Here is a 16913-nt window from a genome sequence, read left to right as displayed (position 1 = left end):
GAACTGACTTTATGGCGCTAAGTGAAGCAGAAATAAAGGCGGCAGTTGATAAGCTCAATCATCGGCCAAGAAAAACAAGAGGATATAAAACCCCTCATGAATTATTTACAGGGCAATCAGAAGTTCTGGTGGCTGCATAATGATTGCACTTAATACTTGAATTCAAGCTGTATTTTTGATTACATATTTTATATAAATGATAACAATGATGGGAAAAAGGATTAAGCTATAGTTAAGTTGTAGCTGCTATTATTTTAATTAAAGTTACCCCGAGTGTTTTTGGAGAATAAATATGAATACATTAAAAAAAATTGCTGTGGCAATGGTTATTCTAGTTCCAGCCTTTGCACACGCAGGGGAAGCCACTGTTAAGTGGCATGATTTTAATGATTACCGAGACGTTCGTCCTTCGAATGATACAAAAGGTTCTTATCATAAACGTATTGCGTCAAACTTTGAAAAGCACTTCAATAAATTAGCTGAAAAGTTACCACAAGGGTATAAGTTTAATGTAGAAGTAACTGAACTGGATTTGGCAGGTGATGTTCGTTTTGGTGGTATGAATGAGCTCAGAATTATTAAGCCTATATATTTTCCCCGTATTGAATTTAACTATTCTGTGACGGATGAAGACGGTCAAACTATAAGTGAAAATGAACAAGTCTCATTAAAAGATATGGGCTTTATGGATCAAATTAAGATGGGCCGTGATGAAGCCTTTTATTATGATAAACGCTTGATTACAGACTGGTTCGATAAAGAGCTAATACCTATAGTAACCCCACAATAATGTTCTTAAAGCGCTGACTTAGTTAAGTGAGCGCTTTTACATTACTTGAATGTTGCTAATAACTGTAAGAGTTGTTGTAGTTTAAGTACTGTTGATTTTAGCTTTTCTTCATTTAAACCGTCAGAACTTAAACTTTCTACATCTGCAGCGACGTCTAATACGTAAGGTTTAAACCTTTTTGCTTCAAAGTTAAACCCAGCATCTGCTGGGAATAGTGCTTTGAACTTACCATGACCTTGTTGCTGAAGTTCATCTAGTTTTTTATCAGCATCAAGTGATTGACGGTAAACAACTTTTAAGTTGTTATTGAGCTGCTCAATAATAGAATCCATTTTTTTCCTAAAGCTTTAGATTACAATGCCGATATAGTACGTGGATTGTAATTAAAAGTCAGGTATTGAACTATGAATATATCAGGTGGAAACTTACCAGCCATGAGTGGCGCAGGTGAAAGTGCAGAAGTGTATAGTGCAGCGCTTGCCAAAAAGCAGCAGAAAGCGGATGGTGCAGCTGCTCTGGCACTAATTGAAGGTGCTGCTTCGTCTAGTGTTGCACAAACCCCCGCTAAATCTGTTACGGCTACTCTTGGCAATAATGTAAACGTTTACGTTTAAATCAATTTGAGATCTATGGGGGTTTTGCTTTGTTGACCACCAATTTCTCGAACGAGTTTAGGAACTAAAAACCCTGGCAATGCAATAAGCATATCTGCCATTATTTTACGTGCTTGTTGCTCTGCAATATCAAAATGACTAGCGCCGGCTACTTTATCTAATAGGTAAAGATAATAAGGCAATATGTCTGCATCAAATAATGCTTCACTCAATGCAATTTGCGCTGAGCTTGAATCATTCACATCTTTTAAGATGACGGCTTGATTCAATAATGTTACACCGACTTTCTTTAACTGCTTCATCGCGGTTTTAAAATCATCATCTATCTCATTGGCATGATTTATATGATTGATAAATACGATTTTAAGAGGGGAGTCTGCTAACCGTTGACACAGTTCATTGGTAATACGCGCTGGGATCACGACGGGAAGGCGACTATGAATACGCATGCGCTTAATTTGCGGTAGTTTTTCTAGCTCATCCATAAACCAACTAATAGCATCATCCTTGGCCATCAGCGGATCGCCGCCACTGAGAATAACCTCGTTGATATTATTGTCTGATCGTATATATTCAAGTGCATCAAGTAAGCTGCGTTTGTTTAACTGATTCTCTTGATAGGGAAAGTGGCGCCGAAAGCAATACCTGCAATTTACCGCACAACCCGTCTTAAACATAACGAGAACTCTAGACTTATATTTATGGAGTAAGCCTGTTTGTGTATTGTCTTGCTCTTGCAGCGGGTCGTTACTAAAACCGGTTTTTTCAATAAACTCTTGATGACGAGGCATGACCTGCAGTAAAAGTGGGTCGTTAATATCACCATAGCGCATTTTTTTTATAAAAGGGACAGGTACGCGCACAGGGAATAAACTGCGAGCTTTTATGTCCTTTTCATGTACTTGGCTCGATAGCCCGACCATTTCTAGCAAGGTTTTTGGGCAAGTAACTACATTAGCTAATTCTTTTTGCCAGTTTTTATGCAAATTTGCTTCATTTCTTTGTATCATTGGTAAGTAGATTACTCGAAAAATTATTAGACAGAGGAAACGATGGCGAATTATAGCACTAATGAGTTCAAGGGCGGCCTAAAAATTATGATGGACGGCGAACCTTGCAGTATTTTAGAAAATGAAATGGTAAAACCTGGTAAAGGCCAAGCGTTTAACCGTGTTCGTATCCGTAAGCTTATCTCTGGCAAAGTGCTTGAAAAAACATTTAAATCAGGTGAATCAGTTGAAGGCGCTGATGTAATGGATACCGATCTTGCTTATCTTTATACCGATGGTGAGTTTTGGCACTTCATGAATAACGAAACGTTTGAGCAAATTGCCGCGGATGAAAAAGCGCTAGGCGATACGGTTAAATGGCTCGTTGAAAACGACCTATGTACTATTACATTATGGAACGGTAGCCCAATAGCTGTAACACCGCCTAACTTTGTTGAGCTTGAGATCACAGAAACAGATCCAGGCCTAAAAGGTGACACTGCGGGTACTGGTGGTAAGCCAGCTACATTAAGTACAGGTGCTGTAGTACGTGTTCCTTTGTTTGTACAAATTGGTGAAGTAATTAAAGTAGACACTCGTAGCGGTGAATACGTAGGCCGTGTTAAGTAAGCAATAGCACTGTTTAATAGAATCCCGGCTTCAGGCTGGGATTTTTTTTGGAGAAAATATGTCAGCAGATCTTTGGGAGCCAAGTGCGCAGATTGCAACCTTGCAGCAACGAGCCGAAATTTTACGCACTATTCGCGAATTTTTTTATCAGCGAAATGTAATGGAAGTTGAAACTCCTAGCCTAAGCGCAGCAAGTGTAACGGATATCCATCTAGCTAGCTTTAAAACTCACTTTGTTGGCCCCGGCCATGCTGCTGGACTCGATTTATATCTACAAACATCGCCTGAATTTGCCATGAAACGACTATTAGCGGCTGGTAGTGGGGCTATTTATCAAATCTGTAAAGCATTTCGAAATGAAGAAGCAGGAAAGCATCATAACCCTGAGTTTACTATGTTGGAATGGTATCGCCCTGGGTTTGATGAATTTGCATTGATGAATGAAATAGATGAGCTAATGCAGTTGGTTCTCGATGTGCAACCCGCTGAACGCTTAACCTATCAAGGTGCATTTGAGCACGTACTAGGTCTTGATCCTTTGACAGCCACTTTGGAGCAGTTACAACAACTTGCTATTGAACATGGTTTTGCAGATATTGCTGCAGATGAGTCTCACCGTGATACATTATTGCAATTGTTATTCTGCATGAAAGTTGAGCCGGTGATAGGCCAAGATAGGCCTTGTTTTATTTACCATTTTCCGGCCTCTCAAGCAGCTCTAGCAAGTATTTGTAGTCATGATGAGCGCGTCGCTGGGCGATTTGAGCTTTATTATCAACACATGGAGCTGGCAAACGGCTTTAATGAGCTTACAGACGCTCAGGAGCAAGTGAAAAGGTTTAAGGATGATAATGCCTATCGTAAAAGCAATAACCTAAACGAGGTACCCATAGACTTGCGATTAATTAACGCGTTAGAGCATGGTTTGCCACAATGTGCAGGTGTAGCACTTGGTATTGATAGGTTAGTGATGCTAGCGACACAAAAACAAACAATAAAAGACGTCATCGCATTTGATGTTGATAGGGCATAGAAGATTCAAGACTCAAGGTTCAAAAAAAGGTAAAAGTAACCTCACTTTTACCTTTAAACTTGTTCCTTGAAACTTATTTCTACAATTCGTATATGAAAGTGACACCTGCAACCATTGGCTCACCAAATTGGGTGTAGGTATGTGTTTGCCAGCCGTCAGTTGGATCATTACCAAACTCAAAACCACGAGTTGGTACTTCTTCATCAAACACGTTACGTGCCCAGGCGCGAATTGACCATTGTTCAGACTCATAGCCGGCAGTGAAGTTAACAAGGTTAACACTTGGGGCTTGTGAATTGTGACTATCAGAGAAGTAGTAATCATCTTTACCTTCAATACCTATAGTCGCGAATAACTCGTTGGTGAAGTTATAACGCGCAGTAAATGCGTATTGGTATTTAGGTGATTGTGCTTGCTCTCGGCCGTCTTGATCTATAGGAGGAGAATAGAGGCTTGTTCTAGCAATATAGTCATTAATCCTTGTATCTAAATAACCAGCGCTACCTGTAATAAATAAGTCATCAGTTAATTGATAACTACCTTCAATTTCAAGGCCGTAATTTTCGCCTGAGCCTGCATTATCAAAATATCCAGTGAATTTTTGATCTTCTATCAACCATGACTTCAGTTGCATGTCTTCACGGTACATATAAAATGCGGCTAAACGCAGTACAAACTTTTCGTCGAGCGAACTCCCTTTAACGCCAAACTCCCCATTCCATAAATACTCAGGTTCAAAAGTTGTATGTTGCTCAAAGAAGTCTGCACCAAGACCAAAATCTTGTGCTTTGGCTAGAGCTGCAGAATTAATACCACCTGCTTTGTAACCGCGAGTTAAACTAGTGTAAATCATAGTACGGTCAATTACTTGGTACTCAAGTGCTATTTTTCCACCGACCATAATATCGTCGGTATCAACAATAAACCCGTTACTATCGGTGTAATCCCCTAGATATTGTTCAACACGTAGTCCGGTGATTAAAGTAGTCTTGTTGCCAATTGGGGTGGCTAATTGACCATATATAGCAGTGTTTGTCGTTTCATAGGTAGATGTTAATGGTGTGGAGTATTGGCGTTCTAAATCAACATCTCGGCCTTGATAATAAAGCCCAGCTACCCAGTTACCGCCTTTGCCATTAAATTGCAGCTCAGCGGCTTGGTCTTGACGATCTCTAAAATAAACGTCGGTTGAACTATAAGCATCAGGGTGAAGGCCCACAGCGCATAATTCAGGTTCGCTTATATCGTTACATACCCAATCTTCATCAAAACTATATTCTAAATCACTATCAATGCCTGAGAGATTTAAGCTAATATCAAAGAAGTCAAAGCCAGTGTAAATATTGGCAAGGCCAACAGCAATACTCTCTTGGTTATCTTGGCCAGGCTCATCAGCTACGCTATTGCGGCTGTTATCAAGGGTAAATGCATCATAGCCGTTATTTATATCGATATAATGAACACTTAACTCAGAGCGTAGATGATCTGTAAGTTGGCTATGTAGCTTAAAGCGGCCAACCATTTCATCTTGTTGCTGTGTTGGTCTATCTAGATATAAGTTATCTTGATAACCGTCAGATTCACGTTGATAAATACTACCACGTATAGCGGTGCTATCAGTGATACCGATACCAGCGGCAACACCTGCCTCATAACTGTTGTAGTTACCGGCGCCTAATTGCACTTTTACACTTGGATCAAAAGTAGGGTCGGCAGATTCCATCTGAATCATACCAGCCATACCATCTGCACCAAAACGCGTTCCCTGCGGGCCACGGTAAATTTCAATTTGGTTTACATCGAATAGCAGCGAACTAGCGCCAAGGCCTGAATAATTGATACCGTCAATAACTAAGCCAACAGATGGGTTGATAGGATCAACGAACTGAGAGCGCATACCCACACCACGAATTTGAATATAACGCCCGCGCGATGCACCAGCTGAAAAGTTCACATTGGCGGCACTAGCAAGCATTTCATCTAAAAATGTTGCACCACGTTCATTAATTTCGTGCTCACTAAATAAACTTGCACTGGCGCTGAGGGTTTGAATGCTTTCTTTTTGGAAATCCCCAGTAACGAGTATTTTTTCAAGATCAGTATCTTCAGCAAGCGCTGAAGCGCTAACAAGAGGGAGTAACGCGGCAGTAATTAAAGACAGACGTAGTTTCATTCGGTTTCTTAACTCCATTTCAGGGACGTGCATGATAACAACTATTCTCATTAAAGTCGTGATACCAGCTGTATAAATATGCTATAAACGCGCACAGTATACATAATTAGGAATATTAATATGACCTTTAAAGTTGAGTTTAAAGTACGCGATTACGAATGCGACCTACAAGGTATTGTAAATAACAGTGTTTATTTTAATTATCTGGAACATGCTCGTCATGAGTTCTTACATGCCAATGGTATTGATTTTGCTAAACTTGCGCGCGATAAAATAAATCTAGTAGTCATGCGCAGTGAAATGGACTATAAACAATCACTGGTGCCTGGTGATGAGTTTTATGTCGCGGTGGAGCCTGAGCGTATTAGTCGCTTAAAGTTTGGTTTTCGTCAAACTGTAATACGCAAACATGATGAAAAAGTAATGCTTAAAGCGTTGGTTATTGGTACTTCAGTTAATGAACAAGGTCGCCCTTTTTTACCAGAAGAAATTGATGATTTATTCCAAACGTCATAAATACGCTTTGATGTTGAAGTTTTATTACTATCTTAGAACAATTTTTTACATTAAAAACATGCATTATTAACGGTATCTGTGGTTAATTATTGCTATTATGTTCCGATTGAGTTTTAGGTTAGTAATTACATGAAATTAGCAGCAATACCGATGCTTATTATCGGTTTTTGTATTGGCTGCTCATCGACAGGGACAGTCACCAGTGAGCAATTAAAATACACTAAGTGGCAACTATCACGAGTAGATGGTTTAGCAATTCCTGCGTCTTATAGCGCATCGCTAAGCTTTATTGAAGCATTGCAAGTTAATGGTTTTGCTGGTTGTAATAAGTTTTTTGGTGAAGGTGATTTAACTAATAATCAGTTAAGCATTAATAAACTTGGCATGACTAGAAAGTCATGTGGCGAGCAACTAGATCAATTTGAGCAACAGCTATTGGACTCACTAAAGCAAGGTGCTCAAATTCAGTTGCAATCGCAACAGCTAATTTTAAATGGCGAGCAAACATTTGCGTTTATTCCTGCAAGCTAACCCCTTGCAGGCAAACTGCAACTAACGTACACTCGTCAGCGAACAATATATAGAATTTTACTTGTCGGAGTGCCTTGGGTATTAACTCAAAGGCTGAGATCGCGAAAGCGGGATCCGTGAACCTGATCAGGCTAACACCTGCGTAGGGAACAAGCTGCCTTAAACAGGTGCTTGTGCGCCATGTTTTGGCCACAAGTACTGTGGCTGCCAAGATTGGTAGTACATGAATAATACCAATCTACGATCCATGTAGCAGTTGCTACTCTCTATTGCATCGCAATATCTGACAAGACAACCCTTTTAGCAATGAGGTAAGTCATGTCAAACACATCAAATAAACCGTCTCGTCGCGAAACCCGTGCGGCAGCATCAGATTATATTTATAACCTTACAGGGCAACCATTCCCAAGTTCTCACAAAGTTTACGTAGAAGGTACACAAGAAAATGTACGCGTGGGTATGCGTGAGATTACCCTTAGCGACACTTTTGTTGGCGGTACAGATGAAAACCCAATCTATGAACCGAATGAACCGCTACGTGTATACGATACATCAGGCCCTTATACCGATCCAGACTTTACACTAGACGTACGTAAAGGCTTAGATAAATATCGCGAACAATGGATTGAAAGCCGCGACGATACTGAAATTTTAGAGTCAGTTACTTCGCAGTTTTCACAACAGCGTATGGCTGATGAAGGGCTTGATCATATTCGCTTTGAACATTTGCCAAAAATTCGCCGTGCTAAAGCGGGCAAAAACGTGACGCAAATGCATTATGCGCGCCAAGGTATTATCACCCCTGAAATGGAATATGTGGCAGTACGTGAAAATATGGGCCGGGCAGAAATTCGTAAAGAACTATTGGCTGAGCAGCACAAGGGCGAGTCATTCGGGGCGAGTATCCCGGAGTTTATTACCCCTGAATTTGTTCGTGATGAAATCGCTCGTGGCCGCGCAATATTGCCTAACAATATTAATCACCCAGAAACAGAACCAATGATTGTAGGTCGTAACTTTCTAGTGAAAGTAAATGCCAATATTGGTAACTCATCGGTAAGTTCTTCTATCGAAGAAGAAGTTGAAAAAATGGTCTGGTCAACCCGTTGGGGTGCTGACACAGTAATGGATTTATCAACTGGGCGCTATATTCATGAGACGCGAGAGTGGGTGGTTCGTAACTCACCAGTGCCAATCGGTACTGTGCCAATTTACCAAGCCCTTGAAAAAGTAAATGGCGTAGCAGAGGATTTAACTTGGGAAATATTCCGCGATACCTTGATTGAACAAGCTGAACAAGGCGTTGATTATTTTACTATTCACGCCGGCGTATTGTTACGCTATGTACCAATGACCGCCAAGCGAGTTACAGGGATTGTGTCACGCGGTGGTTCAATCATGGCTAAATGGTGTTTGGCGCACCACAAAGAAAACTTCCTTTACACTCACTTTGAAGATATCTGCGAAATTTTAAAACAGTACGATGTCTGCTTTTCACTTGGTGATGGCCTGCGCCCAGGCTCAATTGCAGATGCTAACGATGAAGCGCAATTTAGTGAGCTACGTACATTAGGCGAACTTACTAAAATAGCGTGGAAGCACGACGTACAAGTATTTATTGAAGGTCCGGGCCATGTGCCAATGCACATGATCAAAGACAATATGGAAGAGCAACTTAAACATTGTGACGAAGCGCCTTTTTATACATTGGGCCCATTAACAACAGACATCGCCCCAGGGTATGACCACATTACGTCGGGTATTGGTGCGGCGCAAATTGCCTGGTATGGCTGTGCGATGTTGTGCTACGTAACACCTAAAGAACACTTAGGCCTACCAAATAAAGAAGATGTAAAAGAAGGTTTAATTACCTATAAAATTGCCGCTCATGCTGCGGATTTAGCCAAAGGTCATCCAGGCGCACAAGAGCGGGATAATGCGTTATCAAAAGCGCGCTTTGAGTTCCGCTGGCATGATCAATTTAATATTGGCTTAGACCCTGAGCGTGCACGTGAATACCATGACGAAACCTTACCGCAAGAATCTGGCAAAGTAGCGCATTTTTGCTCTATGTGTGGGCCAAAATTCTGCTCAATGAAAATCACCCAAGAAGTGCGTGAATATGCCAAAGACCTAGAAGCTCGGGGTATAGACCCTAACAACGTAGGTGATGCCATTGAAATAAAAATGGTTGATGTAGAGGCTGAAATGAAAGCGAAGTCTGAAGAGTTTAAGCAAACCGGCTCAGAGATTTATCATAAAGCGGTATAAGTAAATAGTTAGCGAGTTAGAAAGTTAGCGAGTGAACCGCTCGCTAACTTTACTCTTGTAACTAGTAACTGAATTAAGGTTATTATGTCTTACAACATTGCGGTGGTGGGATTTGGCTTAACAGGCCGTTTAGCGGCGCTTGAATTAAGCTTAGCGCATAATGTGACTGTGTATGAAGTTGATGACGCACAGGCATTAAATAGTGCTGGGCGTGTTGCTGCAGCCATGCTTGCGCCTTTAGCAGAGTCAGTATTGTGTGAACAAGACTTGGCGCTCATGGGGCTTGACTCAATAAACCTCTGGCCGGCAATTCTAGCGCAGCTTAATGAACCCGTGTTTTTTCAGCAGCAAGGCACGCTGGTGGTTGCTCATCAACAAGACAAAGGCGACTTACAGAGCTTTACTGAACGCCTAAAACCGTTAGCTAATCATCATGCTCAGCGATTGAGTGGTTCACATATTAGTGAGCTTGAGCCTGAATTATCAGGGCGCTTCAATCAAGGCGTATATTTACCTTGCGAAGGGCAAATAGATAATCAGGCATTTTATCAAGCAAGCTTTAATACACTTAAAGCACGTGCTCTACAGTTTAATTTTGGTAAAAATATTAATACCGCTTGTGAGCAGCTACAGCAGCCATATGATTACATTGTTGATTGCAGAGGCTTAGGCGCTAAAAGTGAGCAGTGTAAGTTGCGTGGTGTTCGTGGAGAAGTGATTCGTTTACACGCGCCCGAAGTTAATCTCACGCGCCCTGTGCGGTTAATGCACCCGCGCTATCCTATTTATATTGCGCCTAAACCAAATCATGAATACGTGATTGGCGCAACCGAAATAGAATCGCAAGATAATGGCCCCGCAACAGTACGCTCAACCCTTGAGTTGTTATCGGCGGCGTATACCGTGCATAGTGGTTTTGCTGAAGCACGTATTATCAATATTCAAACAGGTTTACGCCCCGCATTTAGTGATAATCGCCCACAAGTCAAACGCCAAGGTAAGGTGATCAGTATTAATGGTCTGTACCGACATGGTTACTTACTTGCACCAAGCTTAGTAGCTGAAGCCGTCGCGTTAATTAAATAGGTTAAAAGATGAATATTACAATTAATGGCCAGCCGTTTGAAACCAAAAACCAAACGACATTAGCAAAAGTACTTATTGATTTTGGTGCTAAAGAACCCTTTGCAGTAGCATTAAATAGCGATTTTATACCGCGTAAAAATTGTGATGCAATTGTAGTTACACAAGGCGATAGGGTTGAGCTGCTTTCGCCAATTCAAGGGGGCTAATATGACTAATAGCTTCAGTATTTATGGCGAACAAATAACCAGTCGTTTATTAATTGGCTCTGCGCTTTATCCGTCTCCTGCGATTATGGCCGATTCAATTAAGGCCTCAGGCGCACAAGTGGTTACCGTCTCGCTGCGCCGCCAGCAAAGTGCAGCCGCTGGGGATGATTTTTGGCAGCTAATAAAAGACACAGGTTTAAAAATATTACCCAATACCGCAGGGTGTCATAGTGTTAAAGAGGCGGTAACGCTGGCACAAATGTGTCGTGAAGTATTTGCCACTGATTGGATAAAGCTCGAACTGATTGGGGACGAATATAACCTTCAGCCAGACCCATTTGCTTTGCTAGAGGCAACAAAAATACTGATGGATGATGGTTTTAAAGTGTTGCCTTATTGCACTGATGACTTAGTACTTTGCCAGCGCCTAGCAGATGTTGGCTGCGAAGTACTGATGCCGTGGGGAGCGCCAATAGGCACGGGTAAAGGGTTATTAAACCAATACAATTTAAAAACAATTCGTGAGCGCTTACCAGAGCTAACATTGATTGTTGATGCAGGCCTTGGTTTGCCTTCTCATGCTTGCCAAGCACTTGAACTTGGTTATGATGCGGTATTATTAAATTCGGCTATTGCAGGGGCGGGTTGCCCTGTTACCATGAGCCATGCCTTTAAAGCGGCGGTCGATGCCGGGCGTTTTGCTTATAAAGCCAAAGCAATGCCAGAAAAAGACGTTGCCGCGCCATCAACACCCACGATGGGGATGCCTTTTTGGCATCAAACGTAATAAATTAGGAAGTAATAATGAATCAAGTTGTTTGGACAATTGCTGGCTCTGACTCTGGCGGTGGTGCAGGTATTCAAGCTGATATAAAAGCCATGCAAAGTTTTGGCGTACATGGCTGCACAGCCATTACTGCACTCACGGCACAAAACAGTTTAGGTGTTGAGGCATTAAACCCCATATCAACTGAGGTGATTGAATCACAGCTACTTGCTTTGGCCAGTGACATGAAAGCGAGCGTGATCAAAATAGGTATGCTTGCTAACGTTCAGCAAATACAGTTAATTAGTGAGCATATTAAGCATTATAAAGCCACATGGCCAATACCTCCTTTAGTGGTTTACGACCCCGTAGCTATTGCCAGTAGTGGTGACTTACTCACAGAAGAAGATACCGTTAGCGCAATTAAAGAATGTTTATTGCCGCTGGTAGATGTGATCACTCCAAATACGCACGAAACCCAGTTATTAACGGGGGTTTACCTAATTGGCCCAAGTGCAGTTATTGAAGCCGCTGAAAAGCTACAAAGTTGGGGCGCAAAAGCTGTGGTGATCAAAGGTGGACATTGGGATTACCCAAGTGGTTACTGCATAGATTATTGCCGCGAAAACACCACTGATAGCACAAATGAATATTGGCTAGGTAATGAAAAAATAGCCACGCCGCATAGCCATGGTACAGGCTGTAGTATGGCGTCTGTTATTGCGGCGTGTTTAGCAAAACAATACCCACTTAAAGATGCATTTATTTTAGCAAAAGCGTATATCAACCAAGGCTTAAAAGCCGCTGTGCGTTATGGCGAAGGCATTGGCCCTGTTGCACAAACTAGTTTCCCGCAAAGTATTGACGATTACCCACAAGTGATTGAAGCGGGAAGCTGGCTTGGTGATGAGTTAGATTTTGATGCACCGAATGAGTTTACTATGGCTGCTAACTTTGTAGCGTGTGAAAGTAAGCAACTTGGCTTATACGCGGTCGTTGACTCTGTTGATTGGCTAGACAAATGCTTAGCGCAAGGTATTAAAACCGTGCAGTTACGTATCAAAGAGGGTAGTGAAAGTGAGCTTGATGAAGCTGTTGCAGCCGCAGTTACTCTTGGCCAAAAATATGAAGGTAAGGTGTATATAAACGATCATTGGCAACTTGCAATTAAACACGGTGCTTACGGTGTACATTTAGGTCAAGAAGATTTACTTGAAGCCAATTTAGTCGCTATTAAAGAGGCTGGTTTGCGCTTAGGGCTTTCAACTCATGGCTTTTATGAAATGATCCGCGCTCATAATTATCGACCAAGTTATATGGCATTTGGCGCTATCTACCCAACTACCACCAAGGATATGACAGGACAAATTCAAGGCCTCGAAAAGCTCAAACATTTTGTGCCGTTAATGCAAGATTACCCGACAGTGGCGATTGGGGGCATAGATCTATCCCGCGCTAGTGAAGTGGCGGCAACCGGCGTTGGCAGTGTAGCCGTGGTGCGAGTCATTACCGAAGCGGATGATTACCAACAAGCTATTGCAGACTTACAAAGGGCTATAGGTCATTAAATAATGAGTGAGTTATCTGACAAAGAGCAGCTGCGTTATAGCCGTCACTTAATGCTCAAAGAAGTGGGCCTTGAAGGTCAGCTAAAATTAAAAGCAGCCCATGTGGTGGTAGTTGGTGCGGGCGGTTTAGGCAGCCCAGCACTGTTATATTTAGCAGCCTCAGGCGTGGGAGAGCTTACTTTACTGGATGACGATAAAGTTGAGCTTTCTAACTTGCAGCGCCAAGTACTTTATAAAGTAAATCATTTAGGGCAAGCCAAAGTGAGCGCCGCTGGTAAAGTGCTTGGCAGTTTGAATAATCAAATTACTGTGAATAGCGTTGAGCAGCAATTAACTGAGAAAAATGCCGATCAAATTTTTACCGGAGCTACCTTGGTGCTTGATTGCAGTGATAACTTTACTACGCGTTATACCGTTAACCGCTTTTGTTTAAAGGCAGGGATTCCGCTGATATCAGGTGCGGCAATAGCCAGTGAAGGGCAGTTGATGTGTTTTGATTTTCGTAGCCCACAAAGCCCTTGCTACGGCTGCTTGTTTCCAGAGCAACCAAAAGAGCAAATGTTAAATTGTGATAATGCGGGTGTATTAAGCCCATTGTTAGGAGTAATAGGTTCAATGCAGGCGCTATTAGCAATTAACTTGATATTGGGTCACCACGAGGGGAGTCAGTTTGTGCGCTTTGATGGATTGAGTTTGACGCAACAGCAGTTTAAATTAACAAAAGCGCCTGAATGCACTGAATGTGGAGTGTAATGAAAGCGCGAGTTAGCACTCGCGCTATTTTATGGCGTTGAGTACTTTATTCTGTAATTTTGGCGAAAGGTGTGCCCATACGCGTTACCGTTTCAGGTTGCTGATCAGCTAAGATTTCAGCTTGATTAGCGCCCCATGCTAAAATAACCGTTGAGCCGAGCTTAAAGCGGCCCATTTCTTCACCTTTTTTCAAAGTGATTGCATTATCGGCAGTGGTTGGGTAGTTCCAACTAAATACGTCTTTTCCTGCTGGTGGTGTTACCGTACCAGCCCAAACTGTTTCAATGCTAGCGACAATTGTTGCACCGACTAATACCATCGCAAGTGGGCCAATTTCGGTATCAAAAATTGCAACTACACGCTCATTACGTGCAAATAAGTTAGGTACATTTTGCGCAGTTAGTGGGTTTACCGAAAACAAATCACCTGGCACGTAAATCATTTTACTTAATGTGCCGTCGATTGGCATATGAATACGGTGATAATCTTTTGGTGCTAAATAAATCGTCGCAAACTCACCACCTAAAAACGGGGCTGTGTCTTGCTCAGAACCACCAAGCAACGCTTGTAAGCTGTAGTCATGGCCTTTAGCCTGAATAAGTTGACCATCGACAATTGCGCCAAGTTGGCTAATTGCCCCATCTACCGGGTGAGCGATTATGTCAGCTTCAGCATTTAATGGGCGAACACCTTTTTTTAGCGGGCGGGTAAAAAATTCATTAAAGGTTTTGTAATGAGCGGGATCTGAATATTGTGCTTCACTCATATCTATCTTGTACTGCTTAATAAATAATTTGATTAACCATGTTGTTAAGCCACCCAGCCTTGCAGCAGCTAATTTACCTACCATGCGCGATAGAAAATGTTTTGGCATTGCATATTGCATGGTAATTTTGAATTTATCTAAACTCACTTGTTTCTTCCTAAATTAAACGCGCGGAGCACGAGCTCCAGCACGGCCATCGGCCATTGTTTCTAAAATTCGGTGGTAACTGTCAAAGCGCAGCTCTGAAATATCACCATCATCAACCGCTTGGCGGATAATACAGCCAGGGTCGTTTAAATGTTTACAGTCGCGAAAGCGACAACCGCCAATAAACTCGCGGAATTCTTTAAAGCACCAGGTAACTCGTTCAACTTCAAGGTGCCATAAACCAAACTCTCTTATTCCAGGAGAGTCGATTAAATTCCCCCCTGAAGGCAAATGGTGTAACCGCGACACTGTGGTTGTATGTTGACCAAGACCACTGTTTTCAGAGACTTCTTTAGTCAATATTTCAGCATCGGGTAGCACGGTATTTACCAGTGTGGATTTACCGACACCGCTTTGGCCAACAAAAATGCTATTTTTACCCACTAATGTTTGCTTTAAAGCATCTATGCCTGCTGCGGTTTTATTACTTACCAGTAAAACTTGATAGCCAAGTTTACGATAGATATCGAGTACTTCCTCAATAGCTTTTAGGCCTTGTTCGTCAATAAGGTCTATTTTGTTGAGCACTAAAATAGGCTCAATGCCCATATCTTCACAAGCCACTAGATAGCGGTCGATAATATTTGCAGTAAACTCAGGGAGTACCGCAGAAACCATAAGTATCTGATCAATATTAGCCGCAACGACTTTAACGCCATCGTAAAAATCGGGTCGTGTTAATTGTGAGCGACGCTCATGCATTGCCTCAATAACACCCGCTATATCGCCTTCGCTTACTTTTGCACGGCGAAATTGTACTTCATCACCGCAAACAATACCTTTAACAGTTCGACGTATATTACAACGCAGTACATCACCATTATCGGTTTCGATATCGGCATGTTGACCAAAACGGCTAATAACCACTGCATTTTCCGCAGGGCCTAAATTATCGTTCTGTAGTTGCTCATTTGTCCCTTTCGCTGATTTATCGTCGGCATTGGACAAGCGTTTTTGGTGATTAGCCTTGATCCTACGGGATTGGCCTTTACTTAATTTCTTCTGTTTTGCCACTTTTGGCCTATAACTTAGTTAAATGTCGCGCTTTTTGAAAAAAAAGCTTTAGGTCGACTGATGATACTAATATGATATATCTAAATGCGTTAGATCTAAAGGAAAGCACCGCAAGGTAATTATGTCTTTTCATAAATCAAATCTGATTTGGCTCGACCTCGAAATGACAGGTCTAGAACCAAGTACAGACAAAATACTCGAAATAGCGACTGTTGTCACCGATAGTGAGCTAAACATCTTGGCTGAAGGCCCAACAATTGCTATTCATCAAAGCGATGAATTGCTAGATGGGATGGATGAATGGTGTACCACTCAACACGGTCAATCAGGGCTTACGGCACGTTGTAAGGCAAGTACTTATGACGAGGCTTATGCTGTTGAGCAGACCATTGAATTTTTAAAGCAATGGGTTCCTGCTGGGGCATCGCCCATGTGTGGAAACTCTATTGGTCAAGATAGACGCTTTATGAATAAGTATATGCGCGAGTTGGAAGATTTCTTTCATTACCGCAACTTAGACGTGAGCACTATTAAAGAGCTTGCTAGACGTTGGAAACCCGAGGTTTTAGCGCAAGTGAATAAAAAAGGCTCACATCTTGCACTCGATGACATTAAAGATTCCATTATGGAATTGAAAGTCTACCGAGAAAAATTCTTTAATTTGTAAAAAATACTTGCAAACACATCGAATTATTGTAGAATCCTGCCCCGCTTAAGACGATAACCCCCGCGGGGTTAGTGTGTTTAAGTGGAAGTTAAAGATTCAAGAAGAAAGGTTAAAGGAACGAGGTTTAATATTGATAGAACCTAGAACCTAGAACCTAGATAAAATGCGGCACTAGCTCAGTTGGTAGAGCGCGACCTTGCCAAGGTCGAGGTCACGAGTTCGAGCCTCGTGTGCCGCTCCAATTTCTCACCAAAGAAGTTGGCTAATAGTTTCAAGGTGAAAGACGAAAGTTACAAGCTTTTGCTAGAACCTAGAACCTAGAACCTAGAACCT

18 protein-coding genes, 1 tRNA gene, 1 pseudogene and 1 riboswitch are annotated in these 16913 nt (G+C 41.9%); of the genes and pseudogenes, 15 read left to right on the top strand and 5 right to left on the bottom strand.

What is annotated here, in order from left to right:
* Positions 1-140, top strand: a pseudogene (locus B5G52_RS22475) (IS30 family transposase); the annotation flags it as partial.
* Positions 141-292: 152 nt separating this feature from the next.
* Complete coding sequence (locus B5G52_RS21075) at positions 293-790, top strand: DUF3016 domain-containing protein (RefSeq protein ID WP_087534604.1); 498 nt, start codon at positions 293-295, stop codon at positions 788-790.
* A 41-nt stretch (positions 791-831) separates the two neighbouring features.
* On the opposite strand, the gene B5G52_RS21070 is transcribed toward B5G52_RS21075, so the two are convergent.
* Positions 832-1122 (bottom strand): prephenate dehydrogenase, encoded by a 291-nt coding sequence (locus tag B5G52_RS21070; RefSeq protein ID WP_087534601.1) that lies wholly within the window; start codon positions 1120-1122, stop codon positions 832-834.
* A 72-nt stretch (positions 1123-1194) separates the two neighbouring features.
* On the opposite strand from B5G52_RS21070, the gene B5G52_RS21065 reads away from it, so the two are divergent.
* Positions 1195-1404: a hypothetical protein gene (locus B5G52_RS21065; protein WP_087534599.1), complete on the top strand. Its 210-nt coding sequence runs from the start codon at positions 1195-1197 to the stop codon at positions 1402-1404.
* Here B5G52_RS21065 and epmB read toward each other — a convergent pair.
* Positions 1401-2414, bottom strand: coding sequence for an EF-P beta-lysylation protein EpmB (gene epmB, locus B5G52_RS21060; RefSeq protein WP_087534596.1), 1014 nt, complete (start codon positions 2412-2414; stop codon positions 1401-1403). The two genes, B5G52_RS21065 and epmB, sit on opposite strands and share 4 nt — an antisense overlap.
* Positions 2415-2456: 42 nt before the next feature.
* Here epmB and efp point away from each other — a divergent pair, with 42 nt between their 5' ends.
* Both efp and epmA read left to right on the top strand, forming a co-directional pair.
* Complete coding sequence (gene efp / locus B5G52_RS21055) at positions 2457-3023, top strand: elongation factor P (RefSeq protein WP_087534595.1); 567 nt, start codon at positions 2457-2459, stop codon at positions 3021-3023.
* A gap of 58 nt (positions 3024-3081) precedes the next feature.
* Positions 3082-4056: an elongation factor P--(R)-beta-lysine ligase gene (gene epmA, locus B5G52_RS21050; RefSeq protein WP_087534593.1), complete on the top strand. Its 975-nt coding sequence runs from the start codon at positions 3082-3084 to the stop codon at positions 4054-4056.
* Between the two features lie 79 nt (positions 4057-4135).
* On the opposite strand, the gene B5G52_RS21045 is transcribed toward epmA, so the two are convergent.
* The gene (locus B5G52_RS21045) at positions 4136-6229 is read right to left on the bottom strand and encodes a TonB-dependent receptor (RefSeq protein WP_087534590.1); all 2094 of its coding nucleotides are present in this window, start codon (positions 6227-6229) and stop codon (positions 4136-4138) included.
* A 120-nt stretch (positions 6230-6349) separates the two neighbouring features.
* Between B5G52_RS21045 and B5G52_RS21040 the strand changes: the two genes are divergently transcribed.
* From B5G52_RS21040 to B5G52_RS21005, 8 genes are all read left to right on the top strand, one after another.
* The gene (locus B5G52_RS21040) at positions 6350-6745 is read left to right on the top strand and encodes a thioesterase family protein (protein ID WP_087534588.1); all 396 of its coding nucleotides are present in this window, start codon (positions 6350-6352) and stop codon (positions 6743-6745) included.
* Between the two features lie 129 nt (positions 6746-6874).
* Entirely contained in the window at positions 6875-7276 is a 402-nt protein-coding gene (locus B5G52_RS21035; protein WP_254911264.1) for an META domain-containing protein, read from the top strand.
* A 55-nt stretch (positions 7277-7331) separates the two neighbouring features.
* Positions 7332-7442: riboswitch (TPP riboswitch) on the top strand.
* A gap of 152 nt (positions 7443-7594) precedes the next feature.
* Entirely contained in the window at positions 7595-9547 is a 1953-nt protein-coding gene (thiC, locus tag B5G52_RS21030) for a phosphomethylpyrimidine synthase ThiC (protein WP_087534587.1), read from the top strand.
* Positions 9548-9631: 84 nt separating this feature from the next.
* The gene (locus tag B5G52_RS21025; RefSeq protein WP_087534585.1) at positions 9632-10633 is read left to right on the top strand and encodes an FAD-dependent oxidoreductase; all 1002 of its coding nucleotides are present in this window, start codon (positions 9632-9634) and stop codon (positions 10631-10633) included.
* Between the two features lie 8 nt (positions 10634-10641).
* Entirely contained in the window at positions 10642-10839 is a 198-nt protein-coding gene (thiS, locus tag B5G52_RS21020; RefSeq protein ID WP_087534583.1) for a sulfur carrier protein ThiS, read from the top strand.
* 1 nt (position 10840) lies between these two features.
* Positions 10841-11626, top strand: a complete 786-nt coding sequence (locus B5G52_RS21015) for a thiazole synthase (RefSeq protein WP_087534582.1) — start codon at positions 10841-10843, stop codon at positions 11624-11626.
* 17 nt (positions 11627-11643) lie between these two features.
* On the top strand, positions 11644-13173 hold the full coding sequence (gene thiE, locus B5G52_RS21010) for a thiamine phosphate synthase (RefSeq protein WP_087534581.1): 1530 nt from the start codon (positions 11644-11646) through the stop codon (positions 13171-13173).
* Positions 13174-13176: 3 nt separating this feature from the next.
* Complete coding sequence (locus B5G52_RS21005) at positions 13177-13926, top strand: HesA/MoeB/ThiF family protein (RefSeq protein ID WP_087534580.1); 750 nt, start codon at positions 13177-13179, stop codon at positions 13924-13926.
* A gap of 46 nt (positions 13927-13972) precedes the next feature.
* On the opposite strand, the gene asd is transcribed toward B5G52_RS21005, so the two are convergent.
* Both asd and rsgA read right to left on the bottom strand, forming a co-directional pair.
* The gene (gene asd / locus B5G52_RS21000; RefSeq protein ID WP_176372601.1) at positions 13973-14839 is read right to left on the bottom strand and encodes an archaetidylserine decarboxylase; all 867 of its coding nucleotides are present in this window, start codon (positions 14837-14839) and stop codon (positions 13973-13975) included.
* Positions 14840-14854: 15 nt separating this feature from the next.
* A complete protein-coding gene (gene rsgA / locus B5G52_RS20995) occupies positions 14855-15913 on the bottom strand; it encodes a small ribosomal subunit biogenesis GTPase RsgA (RefSeq protein ID WP_087534579.1) in 1059 nt (352 codons plus the stop codon).
* A gap of 121 nt (positions 15914-16034) precedes the next feature.
* On the opposite strand from rsgA, the gene orn reads away from it, so the two are divergent.
* Positions 16035-16580, top strand: coding sequence for an oligoribonuclease (orn, locus tag B5G52_RS20990; protein WP_087534578.1), 546 nt, complete (start codon positions 16035-16037; stop codon positions 16578-16580).
* Between the two features lie 165 nt (positions 16581-16745).
* Positions 16746-16821 (top strand) — tRNA-Gly (locus tag B5G52_RS20985).
* Positions 16822-16913 lie beyond the last annotated feature (92 nt).

Origin of the sequence: Pseudoalteromonas sp. A601, assembly GCF_002165575.1 — a bacterium.
Classification (GTDB): domain Bacteria; phylum Pseudomonadota; class Gammaproteobacteria; order Enterobacterales; family Alteromonadaceae; genus Pseudoalteromonas.
Note: the sequence above shows the minus strand (reverse complement) of the source record. Positions and strands in the feature narration are given on the sequence as shown.